The sequence below is a fragment of the Psychrobacter sp. CX5 genome, assembly GCF_057621535.2.
This window is the reverse complement of the sequence record NZ_CM177735.1, coordinates 2,497,397-2,520,681: the sequence shown is the minus strand read 5'-3', so window position 1 is coordinate 2,520,681 and position 23,285 is coordinate 2,497,397. Positions and strand designations below refer to the sequence as shown.

At 38.7% G+C, this 23,285-nt stretch carries 22 protein-coding genes; 16 read left to right on the top strand and 6 right to left on the bottom strand.

Going from position 1 to position 23,285, the window contains the following annotated elements:
* Positions 1-84: 84 nt before the first annotated feature.
* The 9 genes from aspS to AC21OG_RS09700 all read left to right on the top strand — a co-directional run bounded on the left by aspS (position 85) and on the right by AC21OG_RS09700 (position 10,564).
* A complete protein-coding gene (gene aspS, locus AC21OG_RS09740; RefSeq protein ID WP_487378109.1) occupies positions 85-1,890 on the top strand; it encodes an aspartate--tRNA ligase in 1,806 nt (601 codons plus the stop codon).
* 288 nt (positions 1,891-2,178) lie between these two features.
* Entirely contained in the window at positions 2,179-3,114 is a 936-nt protein-coding gene (locus tag AC21OG_RS09735; RefSeq protein ID WP_487378108.1) for a lysophospholipid acyltransferase family protein, read from the top strand.
* 446 nt (positions 3,115-3,560) lie between these two features.
* Positions 3,561-4,280: a glycosyltransferase gene (locus AC21OG_RS09730; protein WP_487378129.1), complete on the top strand. Its 720-nt coding sequence runs from the start codon at positions 3,561-3,563 to the stop codon at positions 4,278-4,280.
* Between the two features lie 86 nt (positions 4,281-4,366).
* Positions 4,367-5,359, top strand: coding sequence for a capsular polysaccharide biosynthesis protein (locus AC21OG_RS09725; protein WP_487378107.1), 993 nt, complete (start codon positions 4,367-4,369; stop codon positions 5,357-5,359).
* Between the two features lie 113 nt (positions 5,360-5,472).
* On the top strand, positions 5,473-6,237 hold the full coding sequence (locus AC21OG_RS09720) for a glycosyltransferase family 25 protein (protein WP_487378106.1): 765 nt from the start codon (positions 5,473-5,475) through the stop codon (positions 6,235-6,237).
* A 25-nt stretch (positions 6,238-6,262) separates the two neighbouring features.
* Complete coding sequence (locus tag AC21OG_RS09715; protein ID WP_487378105.1) at positions 6,263-7,036, top strand: glycosyltransferase family 25 protein; 774 nt, start codon at positions 6,263-6,265, stop codon at positions 7,034-7,036.
* 146 nt (positions 7,037-7,182) lie between these two features.
* On the top strand, positions 7,183-8,532 hold the full coding sequence (locus tag AC21OG_RS09710) for a glycosyltransferase (RefSeq protein ID WP_487378104.1): 1,350 nt from the start codon (positions 7,183-7,185) through the stop codon (positions 8,530-8,532).
* 175 nt (positions 8,533-8,707) lie between these two features.
* Positions 8,708-9,349 (top strand): YrbL family protein, encoded by a 642-nt coding sequence (locus tag AC21OG_RS09705; RefSeq protein ID WP_487378103.1) that lies wholly within the window; start codon positions 8,708-8,710, stop codon positions 9,347-9,349.
* Positions 9,350-9,487: 138 nt separating this feature from the next.
* Positions 9,488-10,564, top strand: coding sequence for an NAD-dependent epimerase (locus AC21OG_RS09700; RefSeq protein WP_487378102.1), 1,077 nt, complete (start codon positions 9,488-9,490; stop codon positions 10,562-10,564).
* Between the two features lie 125 nt (positions 10,565-10,689).
* Here AC21OG_RS09700 and AC21OG_RS09695 read toward each other — a convergent pair whose 3' ends face one another.
* The 4 genes from AC21OG_RS09695 to AC21OG_RS09680 all read right to left on the bottom strand — a co-directional run bounded on the left by AC21OG_RS09695 (position 10,690) and on the right by AC21OG_RS09680 (position 17,112).
* Positions 10,690-11,622, bottom strand: a complete 933-nt coding sequence (locus AC21OG_RS09695) for a branched-chain amino acid transaminase (RefSeq protein WP_487378101.1) — start codon at positions 11,620-11,622, stop codon at positions 10,690-10,692.
* Between the two features lie 268 nt (positions 11,623-11,890).
* Entirely contained in the window at positions 11,891-14,752 is a 2,862-nt protein-coding gene (gene glnE, locus AC21OG_RS09690; RefSeq protein WP_487378100.1) for a bifunctional [glutamate--ammonia ligase]-adenylyl-L-tyrosine phosphorylase/[glutamate--ammonia-ligase] adenylyltransferase, read from the bottom strand.
* 181 nt (positions 14,753-14,933) lie between these two features.
* Entirely contained in the window at positions 14,934-15,482 is a 549-nt protein-coding gene (locus AC21OG_RS09685; RefSeq protein ID WP_486546816.1) for a phosphatase PAP2 family protein, read from the bottom strand.
* A gap of 274 nt (positions 15,483-15,756) precedes the next feature.
* On the bottom strand, positions 15,757-17,112 hold the full coding sequence (locus tag AC21OG_RS09680; RefSeq protein WP_487378099.1) for a glycosyltransferase family 4 protein: 1,356 nt from the start codon (positions 17,110-17,112) through the stop codon (positions 15,757-15,759).
* A 291-nt stretch (positions 17,113-17,403) separates the two neighbouring features.
* Between AC21OG_RS09680 and tusD the strand changes: the two genes are divergently transcribed.
* From tusD to AC21OG_RS09660, 4 genes are all read left to right on the top strand, one after another.
* Positions 17,404-17,823, top strand: a complete 420-nt coding sequence (tusD, locus tag AC21OG_RS09675; RefSeq protein WP_487378098.1) for a sulfurtransferase complex subunit TusD — start codon at positions 17,404-17,406, stop codon at positions 17,821-17,823.
* A gap of 185 nt (positions 17,824-18,008) precedes the next feature.
* Positions 18,009-18,332 carry a hypothetical protein gene (locus AC21OG_RS09670; protein WP_487378097.1) on the top strand — a complete coding sequence of 108 codons (324 nt, stop codon included), beginning with the start codon at positions 18,009-18,011 and terminating at the stop codon, positions 18,330-18,332.
* Between the two features lie 31 nt (positions 18,333-18,363).
* A complete protein-coding gene (locus tag AC21OG_RS09665) occupies positions 18,364-18,711 on the top strand; it encodes a hypothetical protein (protein WP_487378096.1) in 348 nt (115 codons plus the stop codon).
* A gap of 224 nt (positions 18,712-18,935) precedes the next feature.
* A complete protein-coding gene (locus AC21OG_RS09660) occupies positions 18,936-19,289 on the top strand; it encodes a TusE/DsrC/DsvC family sulfur relay protein (RefSeq protein WP_487378095.1) in 354 nt (117 codons plus the stop codon).
* Between the two features lie 140 nt (positions 19,290-19,429).
* Here AC21OG_RS09660 and AC21OG_RS09655 read toward each other — a convergent pair whose 3' ends face one another.
* Positions 19,430-19,975 carry a tRNA (cytidine(34)-2'-O)-methyltransferase gene (locus AC21OG_RS09655; RefSeq protein WP_487378094.1) on the bottom strand — a complete coding sequence of 182 codons (546 nt, stop codon included), beginning with the start codon at positions 19,973-19,975 and terminating at the stop codon, positions 19,430-19,432.
* A 371-nt stretch (positions 19,976-20,346) separates the two neighbouring features.
* Here AC21OG_RS09655 and AC21OG_RS09650 point away from each other — a divergent pair, with 371 nt between their 5' ends.
* From AC21OG_RS09650 to AC21OG_RS09640, 3 genes are all read left to right on the top strand, one after another.
* On the top strand, positions 20,347-20,487 hold the full coding sequence (locus AC21OG_RS09650) for an entericidin A/B family lipoprotein (RefSeq protein ID WP_486546627.1): 141 nt from the start codon (positions 20,347-20,349) through the stop codon (positions 20,485-20,487).
* Positions 20,488-20,923: 436 nt separating this feature from the next.
* Positions 20,924-21,454 carry an inorganic diphosphatase gene (locus tag AC21OG_RS09645; protein ID WP_486546628.1) on the top strand — a complete coding sequence of 177 codons (531 nt, stop codon included), beginning with the start codon at positions 20,924-20,926 and terminating at the stop codon, positions 21,452-21,454.
* A gap of 360 nt (positions 21,455-21,814) precedes the next feature.
* Positions 21,815-22,252 carry a hypothetical protein gene (locus tag AC21OG_RS09640; protein ID WP_486546629.1) on the top strand — a complete coding sequence of 146 codons (438 nt, stop codon included), beginning with the start codon at positions 21,815-21,817 and terminating at the stop codon, positions 22,250-22,252.
* A 159-nt stretch (positions 22,253-22,411) separates the two neighbouring features.
* On the opposite strand, the gene AC21OG_RS09635 is transcribed toward AC21OG_RS09640, so the two are convergent.
* Positions 22,412-23,080, bottom strand: coding sequence for an alpha/beta hydrolase (locus AC21OG_RS09635; protein ID WP_487378092.1), 669 nt, complete (start codon positions 23,078-23,080; stop codon positions 22,412-22,414).
* Positions 23,081-23,285 lie beyond the last annotated feature (205 nt).

Here is a 23,285-nt window from a genome sequence, read left to right as displayed (position 1 = left end):
AGCTAAGATTAGGCATAATGTACGTTTGATAAAAATTCTTATTGAAACATACTCTTTAATTTTATAATAGGTAGTGAATAATTTATGATGCGTACCGAGTATTGTGGGGCAGTAACCGAGGCGTTACTTGAGCAAACCATCACTGTAACAGGATGGGTACACCGTCGACGTGACCATGGTGGTGTTATCTTTTTAGACATGCGTGACCGTGAAGGTCTATTGCAAGTGGTCATTGACCCTGACACCCCTGATGCATTTGCCACCGCTGATGCAGCACGTCCTGAATATGTGTTAAAAATCACTGGCCGTGTGCGTAAGCGTTACGAAGGTACTGAAAATCCAAACATGACCAGTGGTCAGGTTGAGCTTTTGGGCAAAGACATTGAAGTATTGGCTAAGTCTGAAACACCGCCATTCCCATTAAACGACGAAAACACTACGGTAAACGAAGATTTACGCTTAAAATACCGCTATCTTGATATGCGTCGTCCTGAAATGCAAGAGCGTATGGTATTTAGAGCAAAAGCGACCTCAACCATTCGCCGCTATCTAGATGACCATGGTTTCTTAGATGTTGAGACCCCTATCCTAACACGGGCAACGCCAGAGGGTGCACGTGACTATCTTGTTCCGTCACGTACTCGCCCAGGTAACTTCTTTGCTTTACCACAGTCACCCCAGTTATTCAAACAGCTACTCATGGTCGCAGGCTTTGATCGCTATTATCAAATTGCGAAATGTTTCCGTGATGAAGATTTACGTGCTGATCGTCAGCCAGAATTCACCCAGATTGATATCGAGACGTCTTTTTTAAATGAAGAAGACATCATGAATATTAATGAAGGGTTAATCCAAAACCTATTCAAAACCATGTTAGATGTTGATCTTGGTAAATTCCCTCGCATGACTTATGCAGAAGCAATGCGTGATTATGCGTCAGACAAGCCTGACTTGCGAATCCCTATGAAATTAGTCGATGTCGCAGATCTAATGCAAGATGTTGAGTTTAAAGTGTTCGCTGGCCCTGCTAACGATCCCAAAGGACGTGTGGCAGCTCTACGTGTGCCAAATGGTGGTTCATTAACTCGCAAGCAGATCGATGAATACACTAAATTCGTTGGTATTTACGGCGCACGTGGTTTGGCTTATATCAAAGTCAATGATGCCAGCAACATTAACAATGGCGTTGATAAAGAGTCAGGCCTACAGTCGCCTATTATCAAAAATATGACAGATGAGGTGCTTAAAGCCCTTGTTGAACGTACAGAGGCTCAAGATGGCGATATCATCTTCTTTGGTGCTGATAATGCCAAAGTTGTCAATGATGCTATGGGTGCGTTACGTGTCAAGATTGGCCTAGATATGGACATGCAAACTTGTGAGTGGGCGCCACTATGGGTCGTTGACTTCCCTATGTTTGAAGAGACGGACGATGGCAAATGGACCTCAATGCACCACCCGTTCACCATGCCTAAAGGCTCAGTTGAAGAGCTTAAAAACAATCCTGAAACCGCCCTTTCTATAGCCTATGATATGGTCTTAAACGGTACTGAAATTGGCGGTGGTAGTCTGCGTATTAATACGGTTGACATGCAACGTGCTGTATTCGATGCGCTGGGTATCTCTGAAGAAGAGGCGAATGAGAAATTCAGCTTCTTGCTAGATGCTCTTAAGTTTGGTGCGCCGCCGCATGGTGGACTAGCATTTGGTTTAGACCGTTTGATCATGCTAATGGTGGGTGCAGGCTCTATCCGTGACGTGATAGCCTTCCCTAAAACCAAGACCGCAGATTGTCCATTAACTCAAGCCCCTGCTGAAGTGGATAGCCGTCAGTTACGTGAGCTTGGTATTCGTTTACGTGAAAAACCGCAGACTGAGACCAAAGAGTAAGCAACTTTTCATAAAGCTTTTAGAAGCTGTATTCACAACTTACAATTGACTGTTTTTGCCTAAAACCTGTCTAACTTTAGTTTGTGGATACAGCATTTGAACTTTGACCCTCAACATGTATTTAGTGGCTGGTTGTTTTTATCGTTTAATTTTAATAAGCAGTGTAAATACAAGTGGTATGGCAATAATTATCCCTATGATGTCACTCAATGGACCTTATTTAAAGACCTAGATTAAGGACATAAATAAAGGAAATAAATTATTGCCACACCAGCAGGTAAATATTCGATGAACCCCTTAAATCTGATTAAATATGTGCCATTGTCCGTCATGCGGAAGGTGGCACTTCAAACCACTCAAGCTGCACAGGCTATTCCCCATTTATCTATTAAACGCAGTATAGACATCAATTTGCGTCTCGCGTATCCAGAGCTTAACTCTAATGAGCGCGATACCCTCCAACAAGAAATCATTTGTCATCAAGCTCTAAGTGTAGTTGAAGCATTAAAAAGTTGGGCCATGCCTCCTGAATGGAGCCTCCGTCAAATTGATACAGTCTATAATGAAAATATACTCAAAGGCGCATTACAAAATCCAAATGGTATGCTTGCCATTGTGCCGCATATCGGCACTTGGGAGATTATGAATGCATGGCTCAATCAATTCGGTTCCCCGACTATTTTGTATAAACCCGTTAAGGGAAAGCTTAGCAATGAATTTATTCTGCAAGGTCGTGAACGGCTTAATGCTACCCTAGTACCGACCAATGCAGCAGGTGTTAAAGCCCTTTTCAAAACCTTAAAATCTGGTGGGTTTAGTATTGTGCTACCTGATCACGTTCCACGGCCATCAGGAGGCGTTATTGTCCCTTTTTTTGGCATTGAAACCTTAAGTAGCACGTTAGCACCCAAACTTGCCAGTAAGACACAGTGTTCATTGGTTGGACTTAGCTGTGTACGTAATCAAAACAATCGATTTGATATTTATTGCACCAAACTTGATGACCCCGACTTATACTCGAAAGATATAGTAGTGGCAACCACCGCTTTAAATAAAGCGATGGAGGTTATGATTAGAGCCTTCCCTACTCATTATATGTGGGGCTATAGACGCTTTAAGCATGTGCCTATTATTAATAATCCTTACAAAGCCACAGAAACCGAGCTACAACACTTTATTGACACTTACGTATTACCTAATCACACTGATTTGCTAGACAATTAGTCTAGATAATTAGTCTAGATAATTAGTCTAGATAATTAGTCTAGATAATTAGTCTAGATAATTAGTCTAGATAATTAGTCATGATAACTAGTCTTGATAATGAGTCATAACAACTAGCTAAACAATTAGACAAGACAATCAGCTAAGCAACAAGCCAAGAGAATAAGCCAAATAACTCGTCAATATAACTTGCCAAACGAGTATAAAAATCAACCAGACAATCCAAACCCTATACTGTCGGATGATCAAATCAGCATTAACCGCCGCTGTATAATCTGTTAAAATCGAATAATCTTATTATTTAAACCCTAATATTTATATGATGCGAGTCACCAATGTCCATCCACTCTGCTAATACAAACGATTTAGATCAAGAAGGCTTTGATCAGGCTGGTACTCTCAATACTAAAAACCCTAAAACAGAAGATAAGCGCTACGTTATTTGTATGAAATGGGGCACCAAATATGGTCCTGAATACGTTAATCGCTTATATAACATGGTCAAACGTCATTTAACCCTCGATTTTGAAATGGTCTGCTTAACGGATGATGAAACGGGTATAGACAGCGCTATAAAATGTTACCCCATTCCCGAGCTGGATCTACCAGATGGATTACCTGAGCGTGGTTGGAAAAAGCTGACTACCTTTAAGCCTGAATTATATGACTTAGAAGGAACGGCCCTATTCTTAGATATCGATATTGTTATTGTTGATAATATTGATGCTTTTTTTGACTATCAAGCTCAGCACGATGACAGTGTGGTCATTATCCGAGACTGGAAAAAGCCTTGGCGTATGGTTGGTAATAGTTCAGTATATCGCTTCAAGATTGGTCAAAATATCTATCCTAATCTTCTCAGCAACTTTGAACAAAACTTCTCTAAAATCAGCGCTGAAGTTCGCCATGAGCAGGCTTACTTGTCTAACTATCTACGTGAACATCATCATTTAGAATATTGGGATAAGACGTGGTGTGTGAGTTTTAAATACCAATGTCTACCCCCGACTCCCTTAAACTTCATTAAAGCGCCAAAGTTACCTGAGGGTGCTAAAATAATTATCTTTCATGGTGAAATTAATCCACCTGATGCCATTAAAGGGGGTGGCGGTAAATGGTATCGTCATGTAAAGCCGAGTCCTTGGCTTAAAGAATTTTGGCGGTAGTTTTGATTGTGGGCTTTATTAATCACAGACTTTAGTCATTCATACACCTCTAGACATTATTCATAGAGTTACTGTTGGATCACATTATGACGCAACACACAGTAAAAAAGTTAGACATTGTTATACTTTGGGTGGATGGAGATGATCCTAAACTCAAATTTAAAAGAGCTCAATATCAAAAAAATGCCAAAGCTGCGTCTGATGCCACCAGCTCTACGAGATTTGCCAGTAATGACGAGATTTACTATAACATTGGCTCAATTCTTAAGTATGTTCCTTTCTGTCGTCATATCTATATTGTTACTGACGATCAGAGACCTAAATTTATTGATGAGTTTTCAGCTTTGAATCAATGCGATTCAGATAAAATCCGTATTATTGACCACAAGGTACTGTTTAAGAATTTTGAACACGCTCTACCAACGTTTAATACCCGTTCAATAGAAACCATGTTATGGAATATCCCTGGGCTATCCGATTATTTTATTTATTTAAATGATGACTTTTATTTCAACCACCCCGCTACTGTTAGTGACTTTCTAGAAGATAACAATATGGTAATTTATGGTCATTGGCGAAACAGTTTACCTATTATTTCCAAACTAAAATACCGAAAGTCCTTGCAGAAACTGGTAGGAAAGTCCGTTCAACCTAAACATACGATTGCTCAAATGATGGGTGCTAAAATAGCCGGTTTTAATAAGTTTTTTGAAATCCATCACTATCCACATATTGTCGACAAAAACATACTCAAGGACTTTCTATTAGCTCGCCCTCAGCTATTGGAAAATCAAATCAAATACAAATTTAGAGATGTTAATCAGTTCAACCCAATCTCTTTGATGAATCATCTAAAAATTAAACAGGGTGAGGCTGTTCTAAAACCAGATATCGAAATCAACTATCTAAAAGACGAGCGCAGTGTCAATCGTTTTATAGAAGGGTTAGACAATCCCTTAATTAAGTATGGTTGCATTCAAAGCATCGATCTACTTAACGAAAAAGACTTAAACCTAATTAACGATGCCATGATTAACAAATTTATAGACACTCTACCCGGTTCACTTTTGTCCATTTAGAAGGTATTAAAGACCGTATATTCTCGGTTTCTACATAGTTAATCATTAGTAAAAACTTAGCTTTCATCTTTGAAAACTCTTCTTCAAAAACTCTTATAACAAAGATTCTTATTATGAAAATCTTAACTTATTTAATTAATTTAGATGGTAGTAATGATCGGTTAGCGAAATCAACTGAGCAACTTAATAATATCAACTGGTCTTTTGAAAGAGTCTCCGCTTACGATGGACGTGGTAAAGACCTATCAAGTTTTGAAGACTATAACGATGAAATAACCAGAGAAAAACTAGGTCGAAGTCTGTTGAGCTCAGAGATTGGTTGCTATAAAAGTCATTATCAATGTGCTAAAAAATTTCTTAAGACTGATGCTGATATGCTAATCGTCCTAGAAGATGATATGAAGATGACAGACAGTTTTAAGTCTGTTATCGAAGACACATTGATGTATCTCAATGATCATCAAGACTTGGATTGGTATCTGGTTAATATAGCGGCTAAAAAGAAAAAGCTAGCCAAAGATATTACTCACGTACAAGACCATAGTCTGTGGCACGCTTACTACTTCCCTATTCGTGGATTAGGACTGATTTGGTCTCGTAAAGGTGCCGAAGAGTTTGTTAAACAGGGTAAACCAATCACGATGCCAGTCGATATCTTCTTTCAAAGATGGCTGAGTCAAAACGGTAAAGGATTGGGAGTATGGCCAGCCCTAATTAGCCCTAGGGGAGAAGACAGTGACATATTAGGCACTAAAGCGACTGAAAATATCCAACGTAAAGAAAAAGAAGGTAGAGACTCCTCCTATAATCTAAAGAAACAAAAGCGTATGTTGCAAGACAAAGCGTCAGCACTTAAAAACATACTTCTTTCAAAGTGAACTATCAATTTAGGCCGTAAATATTATGAATAATTATGTTATTAGCTTACAGTCTGCTACTGACCGTAGAGCTCATATTGAAGAAGAGTTTGCTAAACACAAGGTTGAGTTTGAGTTTTTTGATGCTTTAACGCCTGATATTGCAAAAGAATATGCTCAAAAGCTAGGCTTGAACTTATCATCTGCAAGTCTTACGCCAGGAGAATTAGCTTGCATGATGAGCCATGTGGCTTTGTGGCAAAAGACAATCGAGGACAAACTTCCTTTCGTGACAATATTTGAAGATGATATCTACTTGGGTGAAGATGCAAAAGAGCTGCTAAATGATTATGAATGGGTTCAGCCTAATTGGAATATTATTAAGATTGAAGCGTTTGCAAAGAAAGCATTGCTATCAAAGAAAGTTACCAATATTTTGGCAGGGCGACGTCAAATAACTCAGCTAATAGGCAAAAATTTAGGAGCAGCTGGCTATATTCTATCTAATCAAGGAGCCAAGCAATTCTTTGATTTTCTTATTAAAAGTAGACTCCAGCCTATTGATGAAATCATCTTTGATATTTTTATTAACAAACACATTGAACCAGTATATCAAATGACACCGGCCATCTGTGCGCAAGAGATGATATTAAAAGAACGAAAGAGTGATTTAGTATTTACAAGTTCTTTAGAAGATGAGCGTAGAAAAAGAATGAAAGCTGAAAAAAAGAAAGGCTTTGCGAAGTTAAAAAGAGAGGTAAACCGAGTCGTTAATCAATCTAAAGAACAACTTTTTGCTACGGAAATTCCCTTTAAATAAATCATGACTTAAAGCTTGGTTAGTTATTAAATTACTATAAAACTTCTGGGTTTTAATTTGCTCTTACTTAACATATCCACTTCTAATACTTAGAAATTTAAACTTTTAAGTTAAGCCAAAATAGCCATCATAAAACACGAGGTACTATGGATTCTATTATTACTAACCCTTCTCAAAAAAACATACTTTTTGTATATCATCGACTCGATGTCATTGGAGGCATTGAAACGCGATGGGTTGATGAATTTCAATACTTAAAAAAAAGTAACTACCAAATCACTTTTCTCGCGCCTTCAAAAAAGATAAGTTCTAATATTGTAGAGTTACTGTCTATAGATGACCTGGTATCTGTCGATATCGATGACTTAGATGAGGCAAACGAGTTTATTAATCTAGTAAATAGTATTATTCATACGATACGCCAAAAAAATATAGACGTTTTAAGTGTGCATATGTTTAATAAATTTGTATTTGCAGCAATTATAGCATCTCAAATATGCAAAATACCTGTCATCTCAACCATACATGGCACACCCGATATTTATAAGAAACCCATCGAGCGCATTATTTACCAAAGCTTAGCTGATAAAAGTGTAAGCTTATCAATCACTGTCTCTAAACACCTTGACTCCATAATAAATACTCAAGCCCCCAAAGCATCTATCATCCCAAATCTAATAAACCTTGATAAGTATAAATCACAATCTATTAATGAACTCCATAACGCTTGGTTAATAGTAAGCAGGCTAAGTCCTGAAAAGTTTCCCTCTATTCTTAGGTTTCTAAAGGCTACAAACTCATGTGAGATTACAAAAGTTCATGTAGCTGGTGGTGGCCATAAAGCTGCTATTAAAAAGCTTAAGTCACATATAAAAGCTCTAAATCTTAATTTAGAGTTAACCTTTCTTGGTGAAATAGAAGACATCGCTTCTTTAATACCAAAATATAATGGTGTTGCCGGGCTGGGACGTGTGGTACTTGAAGGCCTTGCTAACAGAAAGCCTGTATGCGTTTTAACTCCAAATGGAAATTTAGTTGGACTAGTTACTACTAATAACTTCCACTGTCTTAAAGATTATAATTTTAGAGGCGACACCCTCAGTCCGATTGATGAAACCACATTCAAAAAGCAGTTGGCAACTCACACAGAAATCGATAGCAATGAAATATATCAACTACTAAAATCATCTCTCTCAACTGAAACCTGGCCTAAATTTATAGAAAAATATAGCAATGTTAGTTTTATTCCAAATCCTGCTTTAGAGTCTTTATATCACAAGCTAGACTATTTCTCTGAAGCTTTATCAACACCTTTCTTTAATGACAAGCTATTTATTCATCTACTTGAAGAAACGTTACTTGAATATCAACTCAAAGATACATCTCGCTTATTAGAGTTTTATCGATCAAGCTACGGGCTAAGTAATAAATACCCTAACCCTATTAAGATGAAATCACGCATGTCATTGAAAAAAAGACTGCTTAGTTTATTTTAAAATAGTTACCTCTCTTTTTAATTACTTTTTCTCATAAAAAATACTTTTTAATAGCTACACAGGCAATCAGTTATAATATCCGATTAGCATTAAGAGCAGCTTATAACACAGCTGTCTGCCATAATCTCTTAAACTATATTATATCCTCACATGTTAAGCATTAAGGTGATTTTAAATGATAAAGATTGATGAACTAGAACTATTAGGCCGTGGTGGCCATAAATATGTCTACCAACATCCAATTTATGAAGACAGAGTTATTAAAGTAATGATACGTGAGCGTGCAACTGAAGATGGTGGAAGAGTCGAACAAAATACCATTCGTGGAAATCGTCATCAAGGGATTTATAGACAGTTCCGTCGTGAGCTGATTCAATATTTACAGCTGTGTAAAAACAACTACAAAGACAGCAACTTCATATTTCCTATTGAAACCATTCATGGCTTCGAGCCTACAGATAAAGGTCTAGGGTTAGTAGCTGAAAAAATAGTGAGTCCTATTGGAAATCCCTTAACTGTCGACCGGATGGTTAAAGATGGGCTTTTTGACGATAATGCAAGAATTGCTTTCAATCGGTTCTTTGATGACTGTTGTGACTATCATATTGTGTTCGGAGAGGTTAATATCGGTGGAATTATGTATACCGAAACACGTCAAGGCAGACCAGAATTTGTTTTAGTTGACGGTATAGGTGAGAAAGTTATCATACCCCTACGCTCAATGTTCAAATCGATTAATACTAGTAACGTTAAGAAAGTTGAAAGAAAATTAAAGAACCAATTACTTAAAATAGACGACACTTTAATATTCGATTAAATGGTCTTTTTTTATTGATTGGGTGACTTATATTCTCAGATTTAAACTGTTGAAATACCAATACAATCACTTTAATACTGTAATTCTCTCAACCCTATATTGGCGGTCGGGATACACTGCTTTTTTTGGACAATCTTTATGAAAATATTAGTCACAGGTGCTGCAGGGTTTATTGGCTTTCATGTCTGCCAAAAACTGCTAGCTCGTGGAGATGAGGTGGTCGGCATTGACAATCTTAATCAGTATTATGATGTGTCTTTGAAATTAGCTCGGCTTGAAGAGCTAGGCGTTGTTGTTAGTAGCCAACAGTCCGATGCACAACCACAAGCGCTAGAAAACTATCAATCGTCAACACAGTCAAACTTCAGCTTTATTCGTTTAGATATTTCAGATCGCAGTGGCATGGAAGCCTTGTTTAATGAATATTCATTTGATGCTGTCTGCCATTTGGCTGCCCAAGCTGGGGTTCGTTATTCACTTGAGAACCCTCATCAGTATGTTGAAACCAATGTGGTCGGATTTTTACATATATTAGAGGGTTGCCGTCAGAATAATATCGATAATTTATGCTTTGCTTCAAGCTCATCTGTTTATGGCTTAAATCAATCTCAGCCGTTTAAGACATCAGACCATACAGATCATCCTATTTCCCTATATGCAGCGACTAAAAAATCAAATGAGATGATGGCGCATACCTATGCCCATTTATTTGGTATTCGTTGTACAGGGCTACGTTTCTTTACCGTCTATGGCCCATGGGGACGTCCAGATATGGCGCCCATGTTATTCGCTGACGCTATATTACATAATCGACCAATTAAAGTGTTTAATCATGGAGACATGAGTCGAGATTTCACCTACGTCGACGATATTGCTCAAGGTGTTATTGCCATTTTGGACACGCCAGCAGGTAGCAAAGACACTAAGGTGTTCGATCCTCAAAACCCCAGTCCGCAACTTTCATCTGCGCCTTATCGTATTTATAACATTGGCAATAATTCACCCGTTAAGTTGATGGATTTTATCGCTACTTTGGAAAAAGAGCTTGGTATTGACGCTGATAAAATCATGATGGATATGCAGCCCGGTGATGTAGCATCTACCTATGCAGACTCCAACTCGCTAACACAATTAACAGGATTTAAGCCCAATACAGATTTAGCAGAAGGGATTAAGCAGTTTGCCACTTGGTATCGTGCATTTTATACTATCTAGGTGATAATCCTGTCATACATTAAGTACAGTAAGCAATTTAAATAGTAAACCCTAAATGAGAACAAAGAAAGACCAAGCAAATATGCTTGGTCTTTCTTTGCCATATTTAATTAACCAAATATAGTCTACTCATCGATAAAACTTAACCAACCCATATATTTCTGATTGCGGCCATGTACCACATCGAAATATAAGCTTTGAAGTTTTTCAGTTAGCTCACCACGGCCTCCATTGCCGATGACGCGATCATCATATTCACGAATTGGTGTGACTTCTGCTGCGGTACCTGTCATAAATATTTCATCGGCCAAATAGAACTCATCACGAGTGATACGACGTTCGACAACTTTAATACCTAAGTCTTCAGCGAACTGAATTATAGTGCGACGGGTGATACCATCTAAAGCACCGCCCCCTAAATCAGGAGTATGCAGCTCACCATGTTTAACTAAAAACAGGTTTTCCCCTGAGCCTTGGCAAACATAGCCTTGAGGATCCATTAAAATGGCTTCATCATACCCATTGCGAGTTACTTCTTGGTTGGCCATAATTGACACAGGATAATTACTGGCAGCCTTGGCTTTACACATGGTCACGTTTGTCATGTGATGGGTATACGAAGAGGTCTTAACGCGGATACCTTTTTGGATACCCTCTTCACCCAAATACGCACCCCACTTCCACGCCGCAACCATAGCATTGATACTATTGTCACTAGAAGACAAACCCAGCTTCTCAGCACCTATCCAAATTAAAGGGCGGATATAAGCTGATTTAAAATTATTTAATTTGACCACATCCTTTTGAGCTTGGTCTAAGGTCGCTTTATCGTAAGGCACGTTCATCTGGAAAATTTTAGCAGATCCAAGTAGACGTTCTGTATGATCATCTAGTCTAAATATAGCAGTACGACCATCTTCGGTCTCGTAGGCGCGCACGCCTTCAAAGACGGCCATACCATAGTGTAAGCTGTGGGTTAAGACGTGGACTTTAGCATCTGGCTGTTCAATCATTTTGCCATTGAGCCAAAGCTTGCCTTCGGTTGTTGCCATACTCATAGTGCATATCCTAATAGTTCAAATAATGGGATTATAAGCTTTTGTTACCAAGAATAAAAATCGACAAAATTATAGTTAGACTAATCAGTATATCACTGCTAACTCAATTGACTATAAATTTTTAGTTTGGCAATTAATTTTTTTTGGTTATATTCAATCGCCTCTGAATGTTTAAAGAACTGTCCATAGAAGTTCAATCCTTAAAAGTACAAATTTTAAAAGTACAAATTTTAAAGGACAATCAGATTAAAACCTTAAATTATCGGTTTTATACAACAATTTCATTCCACTTTGATATCACATACTCGCGAGTTTCTTTCCAGTTATCTGCATCCACGACGATATCTTCATTGGCTAACGCCAATTGATGCATCGCTGCTCTAATTAACAAATACGCCTGCGTCAAGCCTTCGCATGTTTCATTATCCCAAACGCCCGCTTCTGCCAGACTTTCAAAGATTCGAACATTATCACTCCAGTGAGTAAGCTCTGGGTGCTCATGAGCATGTGCTAACACACCAAATTGAGCCATAAACTCAATATCGACTATACCACCAGCATCTTGTTTAAGCTGAAACTTCCCTTGTTGCTGATCTTGCTGATTACTTCCTAAATGATCCTTCATTTTAGAGCGCATTTCAATCACGTCTTGTTTCAGCTCATTCAAGTCACGTTTACGAGTCAGAACTTGTTTTCGAATATGATTAAAGGCATTCATGACACGGCTATCACCGCAAATCGGACGCGCACGCACTAAGGCCTGATGTTCCCACACCCACGCTTTTTCAAGTTGATACCGCTCGAAGGAGCGACTTGATACCACCATCATGCCCGCATTGCCTGAGGGTCTAAGACGCATGTCAATCTCGTAAGCACGACCATCTCGGGTTTGGGTATTTAAGTAGGTCATCAGCTTTTGTGCCAAACGGGCGGTAAACTTCATACCACTAACTGGCTTTTGCCCAGTGGTCATGGCTTGCTCATTAATTTGATGAATGAAGACCAAATCCAAGTCGGAAGTATATGACATCTCAATGCCACCAAGCTTACCATAGCCAATAATGGCAAACCCACTATGGGCTTCTGTGACAGACTCACCTTTTAGATTTATCGGATAACCATGACGATTTACCAACTCAGTAAATGCTCGCTCTAGGGTAAATTCGAGCACCACTTCTGCAATATCGGTTAGTGAGTCAGAGACCTTCATGATAGGTCGCTCTGCTAAGACATCACTTGCGGCAACTGCTAACACTTGGTTGTTCTTAAACAATCTTAAAACGTTGAGTAGCATTTCCTCATCATTAGGCTCTACTCTTAGCAAACGCTGCCTTAAGATATTTGCTAATTCTGTTTTATCAGGGAGGTGACGATATCGCTGTTGCAAGAAGGAATCAAGCAATACGGGATAGCGCGTTAACTCACCAGCGATCCAAGGGCTTGCGGATAACATGGGAATCAAGTTCACCGTGGCATTTGGATTTTCCGCTAGCATAACGAGGTATATGGAGCGGCGGCAAATAGCTTCTAATAAATCGATAAGACGAGGTAATGCAATATTAGCTAACCCCTGTTTGTCCTCGTGTTCTAGTAATGCATGTACTAAGACTGGATAAGCATCATCAAGTCGCAGCTTAGCTTCCTCAGACAATTGGGCAACCATTTTACTGTGCCAAAATTGCTCAAGTTTGGCTTTATTATCATCTGTTAAAATGTCATTTAAGCGTCGTAAGTTGCTTTCGCTGTCAGTATCCGACTCTTTTGGGTTTTGGCGCTCCGTAACCATACGATCAAAAGGATCGTGAACATTACGGCGATGATCATTTAATCGCTGCATAAAGGAGCCCCAATCCTCAAAGCCGAGCGTCACTGCAAGGTTATGTTGACACTCAGGATCGCTGGGTAATCGCTGGGTTTGTTGATCATTTATCGCTTGTATACCATGCTCGACACGTCTAAAGAAACGATAAGCGGCTTCAAGATTGTGGTAAGTCTTGTCTTCTAAAAAGTCGAATTCGTTTAGAACTTTCATTGCCTCTAAGCAAGGCTTGACCTCTAGCTGCTTATGACGTCCACCATAGATGAGCTGAAAGGCTTGCACCACAAACTCTATATCACGAATCCCCCCTGCCCCAAGCTTGACATTGTCCAAATCTTCACGCTGGGCGACTTGGTTTTGAATCAAGGATTTCATTTCACGTAAGGCGGCAAAGGCACTATAGTCAACGTAATATCTAAAGACAAAAGGTTTAACGACAGCCTCTAAGTCTTGTTTGAACGCATCGTCAATCTCATTGACGATACGTGCTTTAAGCCAAGCAAAGCGCTCCCAAGCTCGGCCATGTGCGGTAAAGTACTTTTCTAGAGCAGATAAGTGAATGGCCAAATCACTGCCCTCACCCCAAGGTCTCAATCGCATGTCGACACGGAATACAAAGCCTTCGGCCGTGGTTGCGTCTAGTATTTTTATGATGCCTTGACCTAACCGAACCATAAACCGTTTATTTTCAATGGACTTAGTACCATTAGATTTATCGCCATTTGTTTCACCGCGCGCACGGTGCACAAATATCAAATCAATGTCACTCGATAAGTTGAGCTCTTGCGCCCCAAGTTTACCCATGGCAAATATAGCCATATCATCAAATTGCCGGTCACCCTTTTTATCAATAAAAGTAGGTCGACCATAGCGCTCAACCATCTGCTCCCAGACATAATCTTTTACAAATATGATGCAATTATCAGCAAAATTTGACAGCTCGCCTGTTAATTGCTCAAGTTTAATAATTCCTAGTGCATCCTGCCATATCCAGCGCATCATTAATAGTTCACGCAAACGGCGCAGACCCTTTATAACCCCAGCCTCATCTGCGCGCTGCAGGACGCCATTTAGACCTTCGTCTAACGTATAGTCATCGATCAAATCACATATTTGTTGGCGAGTTAGTGGCTCCCCTAGAGGATAGCTGCTGATAAAGTGTTGACAGGTAGTGGTTTTGTTCTGCCATATTTGATAGGCAAAGGGACTGGCGAGCCTTAATGTCTCGATATGTTCTGCCGTTATTTGACTGGGCGTCAATACAGGAGGGTTTTGATGGATATTGCTTGGTTTGCTGATATCTGAAGGCATGATACGGCACAACTCCTTAAAAATACTCGTGTGCTATAAGCCTATCACATAAATTTAAATTATAAGATGACTAATCATGTTAATTTTATATATCTTTATGCCAAAAAAGGGACTATTAAATAGTCCCTGATTATGCATAAAATAAAAAAACTTGTCTTAGTAATCTATCGTTATGATCTTTTTAGACCAGTAGTAGATTTTGGCTTATAAAATTGTGCAAATTTGGTGACCATAATGCCAAACTATAGCCGATAGCAGCACCGATTGCGACATCAGTGGGATAATGTAGTCCTAGCACCATTCTCGATAAAGCGACCAATAAGGTAAAGGGTAGCATGATCGGCAACAGTTCAGGGAAATGACCGCCTAATGTGGCTGTGAATAATACCGCTTGAAGAGTATGACCAGATGGGAAGCTGAATACATCTAAAGGGCGTTCGCCTAATACGATGACTTGATGTACCTGATAGGGTCTTGGGCGAACAGTTTTAACCTTTAACACTTTGTAAATAATTAAGCCAATCGTACTTACTAGTATGGTTGTCATTAGCGGTAACACAGCTTCCATACCGTACATCAATAAGGATAGCAGCATCATTGCATACCAAAACCAACCATCGCCTAGTCGGCTTATCGTTTTAAAGAAGGTAGCAACAACATAGTTGGTAGAATAGCGATTTATATGAATACAGAGACTGGTATCCCACGAAATAAAGTAGTTCACATAAATGGCTAAGGTTGGGTTTCGTGAAAATAGGGTGAACACAGGACTAGGCTCAATTTTATGATCTAAGCTGGTTAGTGCGGGTCTTTTAGATTTGAAAGATTTCAAGACGTTTCCCCTTATGTGTATTCTGATGCTAGGTGTACATTACTAAAAATAACTCTCTCACTTTTATTGATAACCTTATAACTATTGAAAATGTGACGGTTTATAACTTTTAATGTTGTATAAGTCCTGATTCATTTAAGAATTACTGACTTAAAAACGACTTATCTAAAAATTATTTATTGACGTTAAGCGCTTCATAAAACATATCTAGCATTTGCATAGCCGGACGCTGCCATGAAAACTCTGAAACAGAGTTTGCCGCCTGTCTCCCCTGCTCTTTAAGCACCTTCATCTTAGGTAATGCAGCGATGGTAGCCACGAATTGTTTTTTATCCGCAACCGGCACAAGAGCGCCATTCTCAGGGGTGACTAACATGCCTGCCGCGGCATCATCAAAGGCATAAACAGGCAATCCGCTGGCCATTGCTTCGACGACCACATTGCCAAAAGTTTCAACCAAACTTGCAAAGACAAAGGCATCGCCACTGGCGTAGTGCTCCGCCAATTCATGTCCCATCTTAGCACCTGTAAAGATAATATCTTCACTACTGTCTGCGGCTAAAGCCTCTAGTCTTGCTCTATCAGGACCATCACCGACTATTACTAGCTTCACCGCTCTTTGTAATTGATTTTGCTGAAGTGCTTTAAAGCTTTTGATCACTAAATCTACCCCTTTTTCAGGAGACAGACGGCTGACCATGATTAATACGGTGTGGTGCTGATACGCTCCCCACTGCTCTCTAAGTTGATCATTTCGATGCGCAGGGTTAAAGCGCTTTAGATCGACGCCGCGCCCTACTTCGACCAGTCTTTTAAATCCCAGAGCATCTAAGTCATTAAAGGTTTTTTTACTGGGTACACAAGTGGCTTTTGACGCATTATGGAACCATTTGAAATACGCCATTATTGGGCCTGCTAAGATGCCTAACCCAAAGTGACGACTAAAATCATGAAATTGAGTGTGATAGCCAGTGGTGGCCGCTATTTTTTGATTTTTTGCTGCTATCAAAGCAGCCAACCCTAAAGGACCCTCAGTGGCAATATGTACCACATCAGGTTGTAGCTGCTTTAGATGATTTTTGATCGTAAAATAAGCAGGCAGTCCAAACTGCAACTCAGCATACTTAGGTATCATCATACCTTTGACTTGGATATCATGACTAATCTTAGACTGTTCATTATTTAAAACAGCCGATTTAGTCCGCTTGTTGAGTTGACTATCCGATTCAGATGTCTTCTCTTTTGGCTTTGGTCTTAATAAACTAACCTTATGACCTGCAATAATGAGTTGATTCATAAGCTGACCTAAGCTCATGGCAACGCCATTTACTTCTGGCGCCCAAGTCTCAGTAACCAGCAAAATATGTAAGGAAGGTTTAGAATGAGACTGACTGGACAGTGAAGATGCGTAAGGCTTTTTTAAACCAGCGACATTTGATCCTATTGAGTCATCATCACTTTGAGTGGTCCTACTTATAAAGGGACTCTGCTGGGTCAAACTGTTTCCTATTACACTAGGCTTAAGCATATTCACTCCTACTACCTTCCTTAATTTTGTCTTGCTTTATGAGCTATAACGCTACTCTATACTAAAGATTTTACAGTTTTGTGGCTTTTAAATCACAGTTTTATGACAATTAAGTCATTTTAATAAATAAAAGACCTAAGATTTATCAATCGTTGGTTTAAATTCATTGCTAGAGCGTGTAGAACCTTATTAATTCAAACCTTTAATTCATAATATAGCTGTCAATCATGTATAATTAGCTATTGAGCGTAGGCCCATTAAATCCAAAAATTGATGATAACTGACACTTTTATGACTACATCTCCTACCCTATTATTAATTAATGCTGACCCAAGCCAGCCCATTGCTTGGCATGCGTATCGCTATGCAAAAGCATATCTCAATACCGTTACGAGTGAAGGTGTGAATGAGGAGTCTAAGATGAGTCTACGCATTTTCTTTTATGGGGAGGCCGCTCATACTGGCAATGCCCTGCGTTGGCAAACTGCGGATCGACAGAGTTTGACCCAATTATGGAGCGAATTCAGCCAGCGCTATGACCTTAAATTACCGATCTGTGTCAGTACCGCATTAACACGCGGCGTAACCGATGCAGATAATGCTAAGCGTCATAAGCTAAGTGCGGATAATTTAGCGAAGGGTTTTGAATTGGTGGGTTTAGGAGAATTAGCAGAGCAACTGACGTTGGCTAAAAAGGTCATTACCTTTTAATTAATGAAACTACTCGTCATTTAGAGTGGCAGGCTAAGTAGAGTAGCGTTTCACTTAAATCGTCGCTCTATTACGAATGTAGCCTAACTGTTTATATAAACAATAACTCATTTTGTTTGAAACTAGATTGTTAATTTATTAAAAATTAATTGATTAAAAATGACTTGATTAAAAAGGGAAACCCTGTGTCTTTACTCATTCGATTAACCACTGCCACTGAAACGGCAACCTATGAAGGCTGCGCATTGGCACTGACGATGGCAAGCTTTGGTCACTCTGTTCAGATCATGCTTAGTAGCGCTGTGTTTGGACTATTGATGCAGCCTAACAGCCGATTGCATGGCATGATTAAGTCATTGGACTTATATGACATACCCCCTGCTTGGCTTCCTGATGATGTGTTTAGCAGTTGGTTATTTGGTGTGGTGCCTGAAGAAGTGGGAAGGCAAATTGACTTTATCCCTGAAGACTTTGATTCACATCAATTTCAGCAGGTCTTTTCATTTTAGCTGTTATATTTATTTCATTAGAGAATCCGCTATGACGACCTTATTTCAAATCCATGCGACTATGAATCATTTAAAGGCGATTGTGAGAGAAATCGCGCCATTATGGCATTCAGGTGATAGCATCTTATTATTAGGAGAAACTGCCGCTTATTTAGATTGGTTGCAGGCTTACATAAAAGAGATGAACTATGATGATGAATTTGATACCAAGGTAGAGGATATAACCGCACTGTATGTGTTATCTGATGACATTGAACAACTTAATAACAGTGCTAAGATTAATCTTGACTTTAGTAAAGCGACTTCTATTACCGATAGCGACTGGGTTGACCTTACTTTAACGATGGATAGAGTTATTACTCTAAACTCGGTTAGCTAGTGCTATTTTGACAATATTTGTATGTTTGTCAGCTTTTTTTTAAGTATTGGTTTTTAAGTATTTACCCTATTCTCAACTCTTAACGTAGGCTGTGGCTTTAGCCCAGCATTTTCGATTAAAGGTTTTGATTTGCTGGGTTAAAAGCACCAGCCTACAATGAGTTTTAATAAGTTGATAACGAGGTAGTATTTATACACTATTGATATTATTTAATTGAGCATGCTATGAGTAACCCTAGTAATACACTAAGCCGGCAGGCTATTGAAAACTTAGAACTAGACGAGGAAGGTCATCTGATTGATCACTCCTTATGGACGCCTACTATCGCTCAACAGCTAGCTGATACTCTAGAGGTGACACTTACGCCAGACCATTACCAAATTCTCGAACAGGTACGCTCCTTTCATCGTGAGTTCAACCATCCCCCCGCCACTCGACCTCTTATAAAATACTTGATGAAAACCCTACCAGAGATGGGTATAAGTAATCAGCTTTTACAGCAAATGTTTAATACAGGTCTTGTGGCTCGTCACGTCAATCGTATTGCTGGTCTACCGAAGCCACCTAATTGTCTATAACCTTTTAACCTTATGACTTTTAATTTGCTTAGCCTCTTTCTTTAAACCTTCTGCTTTAAGCTTTTTGAAGCCATTCATTTAAACAAAGCAAATCTTAAGAATAAGCGGTCTCAAAATTAGGGATAAGAGTTAACATTTCATTATTTTGGATCATAAGGAGTCAGCTCGGTATAACCCGTACTGCGCCCTTCATCACCGACAAAGCCTTGCTGGCGCCATACTTCATATAAACAGATAGCCACACTATTAGCTAAATTAAGACTTCGTGAGTCAGGCAACATCGGTAATCTAAGCCAATTTTCTGCACCGATATCAGCTCTAATTTCATCGCTTAATCCTGCAGTTTCAGACCCAAATATTAGCGCTACATTGTCAGATAGTGAGCTATCTGTGTCCGCACTGAAGTCATATTCATAAAAAGGATGACTGAGCTTAGTGGTTAAAGCCACCATACGATTGCATCCTGCGTCTATTAAAGCCTTTTTGGTATCTTCCCAATTTTTATGAACTTTCATTTTGGCATATTCATGATAATCGAGGCCAGCACGGCGTAATTTTTTATCTTCCAAATCAAAACCTAAAGGCTCTACCAAATGTAATTGTGCGCCTGTATTAGCACATAATCGAATAGCACTTCCGGTGTTATTGGGTATTCTGGGATGTACTAATACTATGTGAATCGTCATACATGTAGCCTTATTAAAATAAAAATAATATAGTCGGCGAACTTATAAAGAGTCACGGCGTTAACTTCGTTAAGCCTACACCAGTAGTACTTGCACTCGGTTGCCTTGTGACTACTTTAAAGTTCTTTGAGTATAGTGATCAAAATTGAGACCATTCTAAAATTTACAATTCTATGACAGTTTTCGTCAAATTACACACATTTATAGGTTGTCGCAACTATCATAACTAATATATTATGTTACCAAGGATAACGCAGGTGTTACTCATATTTTATTTACCAATATGATACCTACCTTTGTGAATATATATACGTTCAATAACCGTTATCCTTATATACCAGTATTTTAATTTTTGTTATAGAGGATTCATTATGAAAAAGTTAGCATTAGCTTCTTTAACTGCAGTACTTGTTTTATCTGGTTGCAACACTTTTAAAGGTTTTGGTCAAGATGTTTCTAAAGCCGGTGAAGGCGTTTCTAATACTGCTGACAAGGTTGAACAAAAACTTTAATAACCCAGCAAATTATCTATTTCGAAAATGTACAGACGCTTTATAGCATTTTTTTATCTCAGTAATACGATATTAATAATTAAATAATTAATAACTGAATAAACAATCTATAAGGCAGTTCCTCAATAAAAGCCCACATTTGTGGGCTTTTATTTTGATTAAAGTTTTTGATTAAGAAACTAATACTATGTATATATAGAGTATACAGAGAATTTTGACTCTATTTTGAGTGCAAAACTCATCCACAGCTTAGAAAAGCAGTGACATACAATAATGAACTTCAAACTTAATAAAATATATGGACATACAAATGTTTTTTTGGAATATTGTCATAACTTGGCAATCAGACAAAAGTTGTTATAATCTACGTGAATTTTAATACTTCTAAAACCAAAACTTATAATATGCGCTTATGGGCGCTCAAATGGAGAAATAAATGGCTGATTTTAATGTAATTTTGGATGCAGGCGATGTTGATGGCGGTGAAATCAACGTAGTAGTAGAAATCCCAACGGGCAGTAACCACAAAATCGAATGGAACCGTGAACTAGGTGTGTTCGAACTTGACCGTGTTGAGCCTGCTATTTTTGCAAAGCCATGCAACTATGGTTTTATCCCTCAAACGCTTGATGAAGATGGCGATGAGCTTGACGCCTTGATCATCACTGAACAACCCTTAACCACTGGTATTTTCCTAAAAGCCAAAGTTATCGGTGTGATGAAGTTTGTGGATGATGGCGAAGTGGACGATAAGATTGTTGTGGTACCGGCTGATGATCGTAACAATGGCAATGCTTACAACAGCTTAGATGACTTACCAAAGCGTCTAATTGAGCAATTAGAGTTCCATTTCAGCCACTATAAAGACCTTAAAAAACCAGGCACAACGGTTGTCGAATCATGGGGCGATGTGGCAGAAGCTAAAGACGTTATTAAAGAGGCTATCCAGCGCTGGAAAGATAAGTAATACCGATTCTATAAACTAAACTAGTTTTAGCAACCTTACTGAACCTAACCTGCAGCGTTTGATTTATTATTCATATTAGCCTGTATTGATAGGTTGTTTTTTGAATTAGTATAAGTTATTACGTCGATTGATTAATGATTTAAGTTTTTTAATAATGAAAAGCACTTTAACCTTTGTTAGAGTGCTTTTTGTCATTTATTCTGATAAATTTAACCGTTAATACAAAAGTGATATTGTTCACAATTTTAGTAAAACTTAGATTTAAATAAGACTTCTTTTAAATAGAACTGACATACATTTTGATTTTACAACTCTTTTATCACCCTATTCTATAGCCTTAAATTCAACTGAGAGTAAACCATGTCTAGCAAATTACCCAAACATATCGCTCAAATGGTGGAGAAAAACAACTTAGTCATGGCGATTAAAACCCTTGCAGAAGAGCAAGGTATTGACATGAGTGAGGCTAAACAGCAAATTGACGATTACGAGAGCCAATTAAAACGACAATATGCTAAAAAAGGTGACGCAATCGTTGCTAAACAAGTAAAGAAACAAGACAACAAACGAGAAAAAAAGAAACCTATTTTAAAAGACAAATCAGATTTAAAAACCAATCCAACGACTCAAGATTTGACCTCGCCTGATAGTCTGGCGTCAATTAATGATGGACTAGATAAACGCTTAAATGATATAGGCTATAAGCCACCTTTAGTACCTTATTGGATGAAAAGATTATTTATTATTTTACTTATCACTGCATTACTGTCTTTTTTAGTGTGGCGTTTAGTCCTTTAAACGCTTAAGGTCTCATTTATGGCTATGGTTAATTCACATACGTATAGGGTCAATAAGTCTGACAAACGTTTCAAGTTCCTAGGCTCACTATCACCTCGGGCATCACAATGCGAGTAGGGTTCATACCATATCTTGTGACGCTATAATCATCAAGCCTGCCTACAATACTTGGTTTAGCCACTGCCCGATTGCCTTAATTTGTGGTAGACAAACTTGATGCGCCATCGGATAGGTTGTGAATTCAACCTTATAGCCGTACTGAGTTAATGTTTCACTAGCCCGTTGACCCAATATCACCGGAACGACAGGATCTTGAGTGCCATGATCAATCTTAATGGGAATGTCTTTATTTGCTTCGCTATAGTTTGAGGCGTCATCAATAGCCATATATGTCGATAAGGTCAATAAACCTGCAAGCTTTTGCGGATGAGTCAATGCCACTTGATACGCAACAGCGCCTCCCTGTGAAAATCCTGCAATCACAATGTTTTCAGGCTGAACGCCGCGCTCTATTTCGCGATCTATTAAGTCATTAATAGATTGTGCTGATTGTTTAATCTGAGTCACATCGACTTTACGATCCAGACTCATCTCCAAAATATCATACCAAGCTGGCATTACCATACCGCCATTTATCGTAACAGGGATTCGGGGGGCATGAGGGAATACAAAACGCACTGCTAAGTTTGAGTCCAATCCTAGCTCTGGTACCACAGGCTCAAAGTCATGGCCGCTAGCCCCTAGGCCATGCAACCAAATGACTGATTTATCGATTGTCTTATTCGAGGGGTTATGTTCAACAATAACGCAGTCTAGATAGGGTGTCATAATTATCCTTTAATAAGTTAAGTGAATTAGATTTGTGCTTTATAGCTTATAGATGAGATTGGTAGTTTATAGGTTAGTTTGTTAATTTAATCGGACGTTCAAAGATTTAGATAGTTTAAAGGGTTACTGTCTTTTGATGCAATCAAACAATGTTATAAATTAAGCCTATAAATTATAGCTATAAATTAAAGTTACCATTTCATAA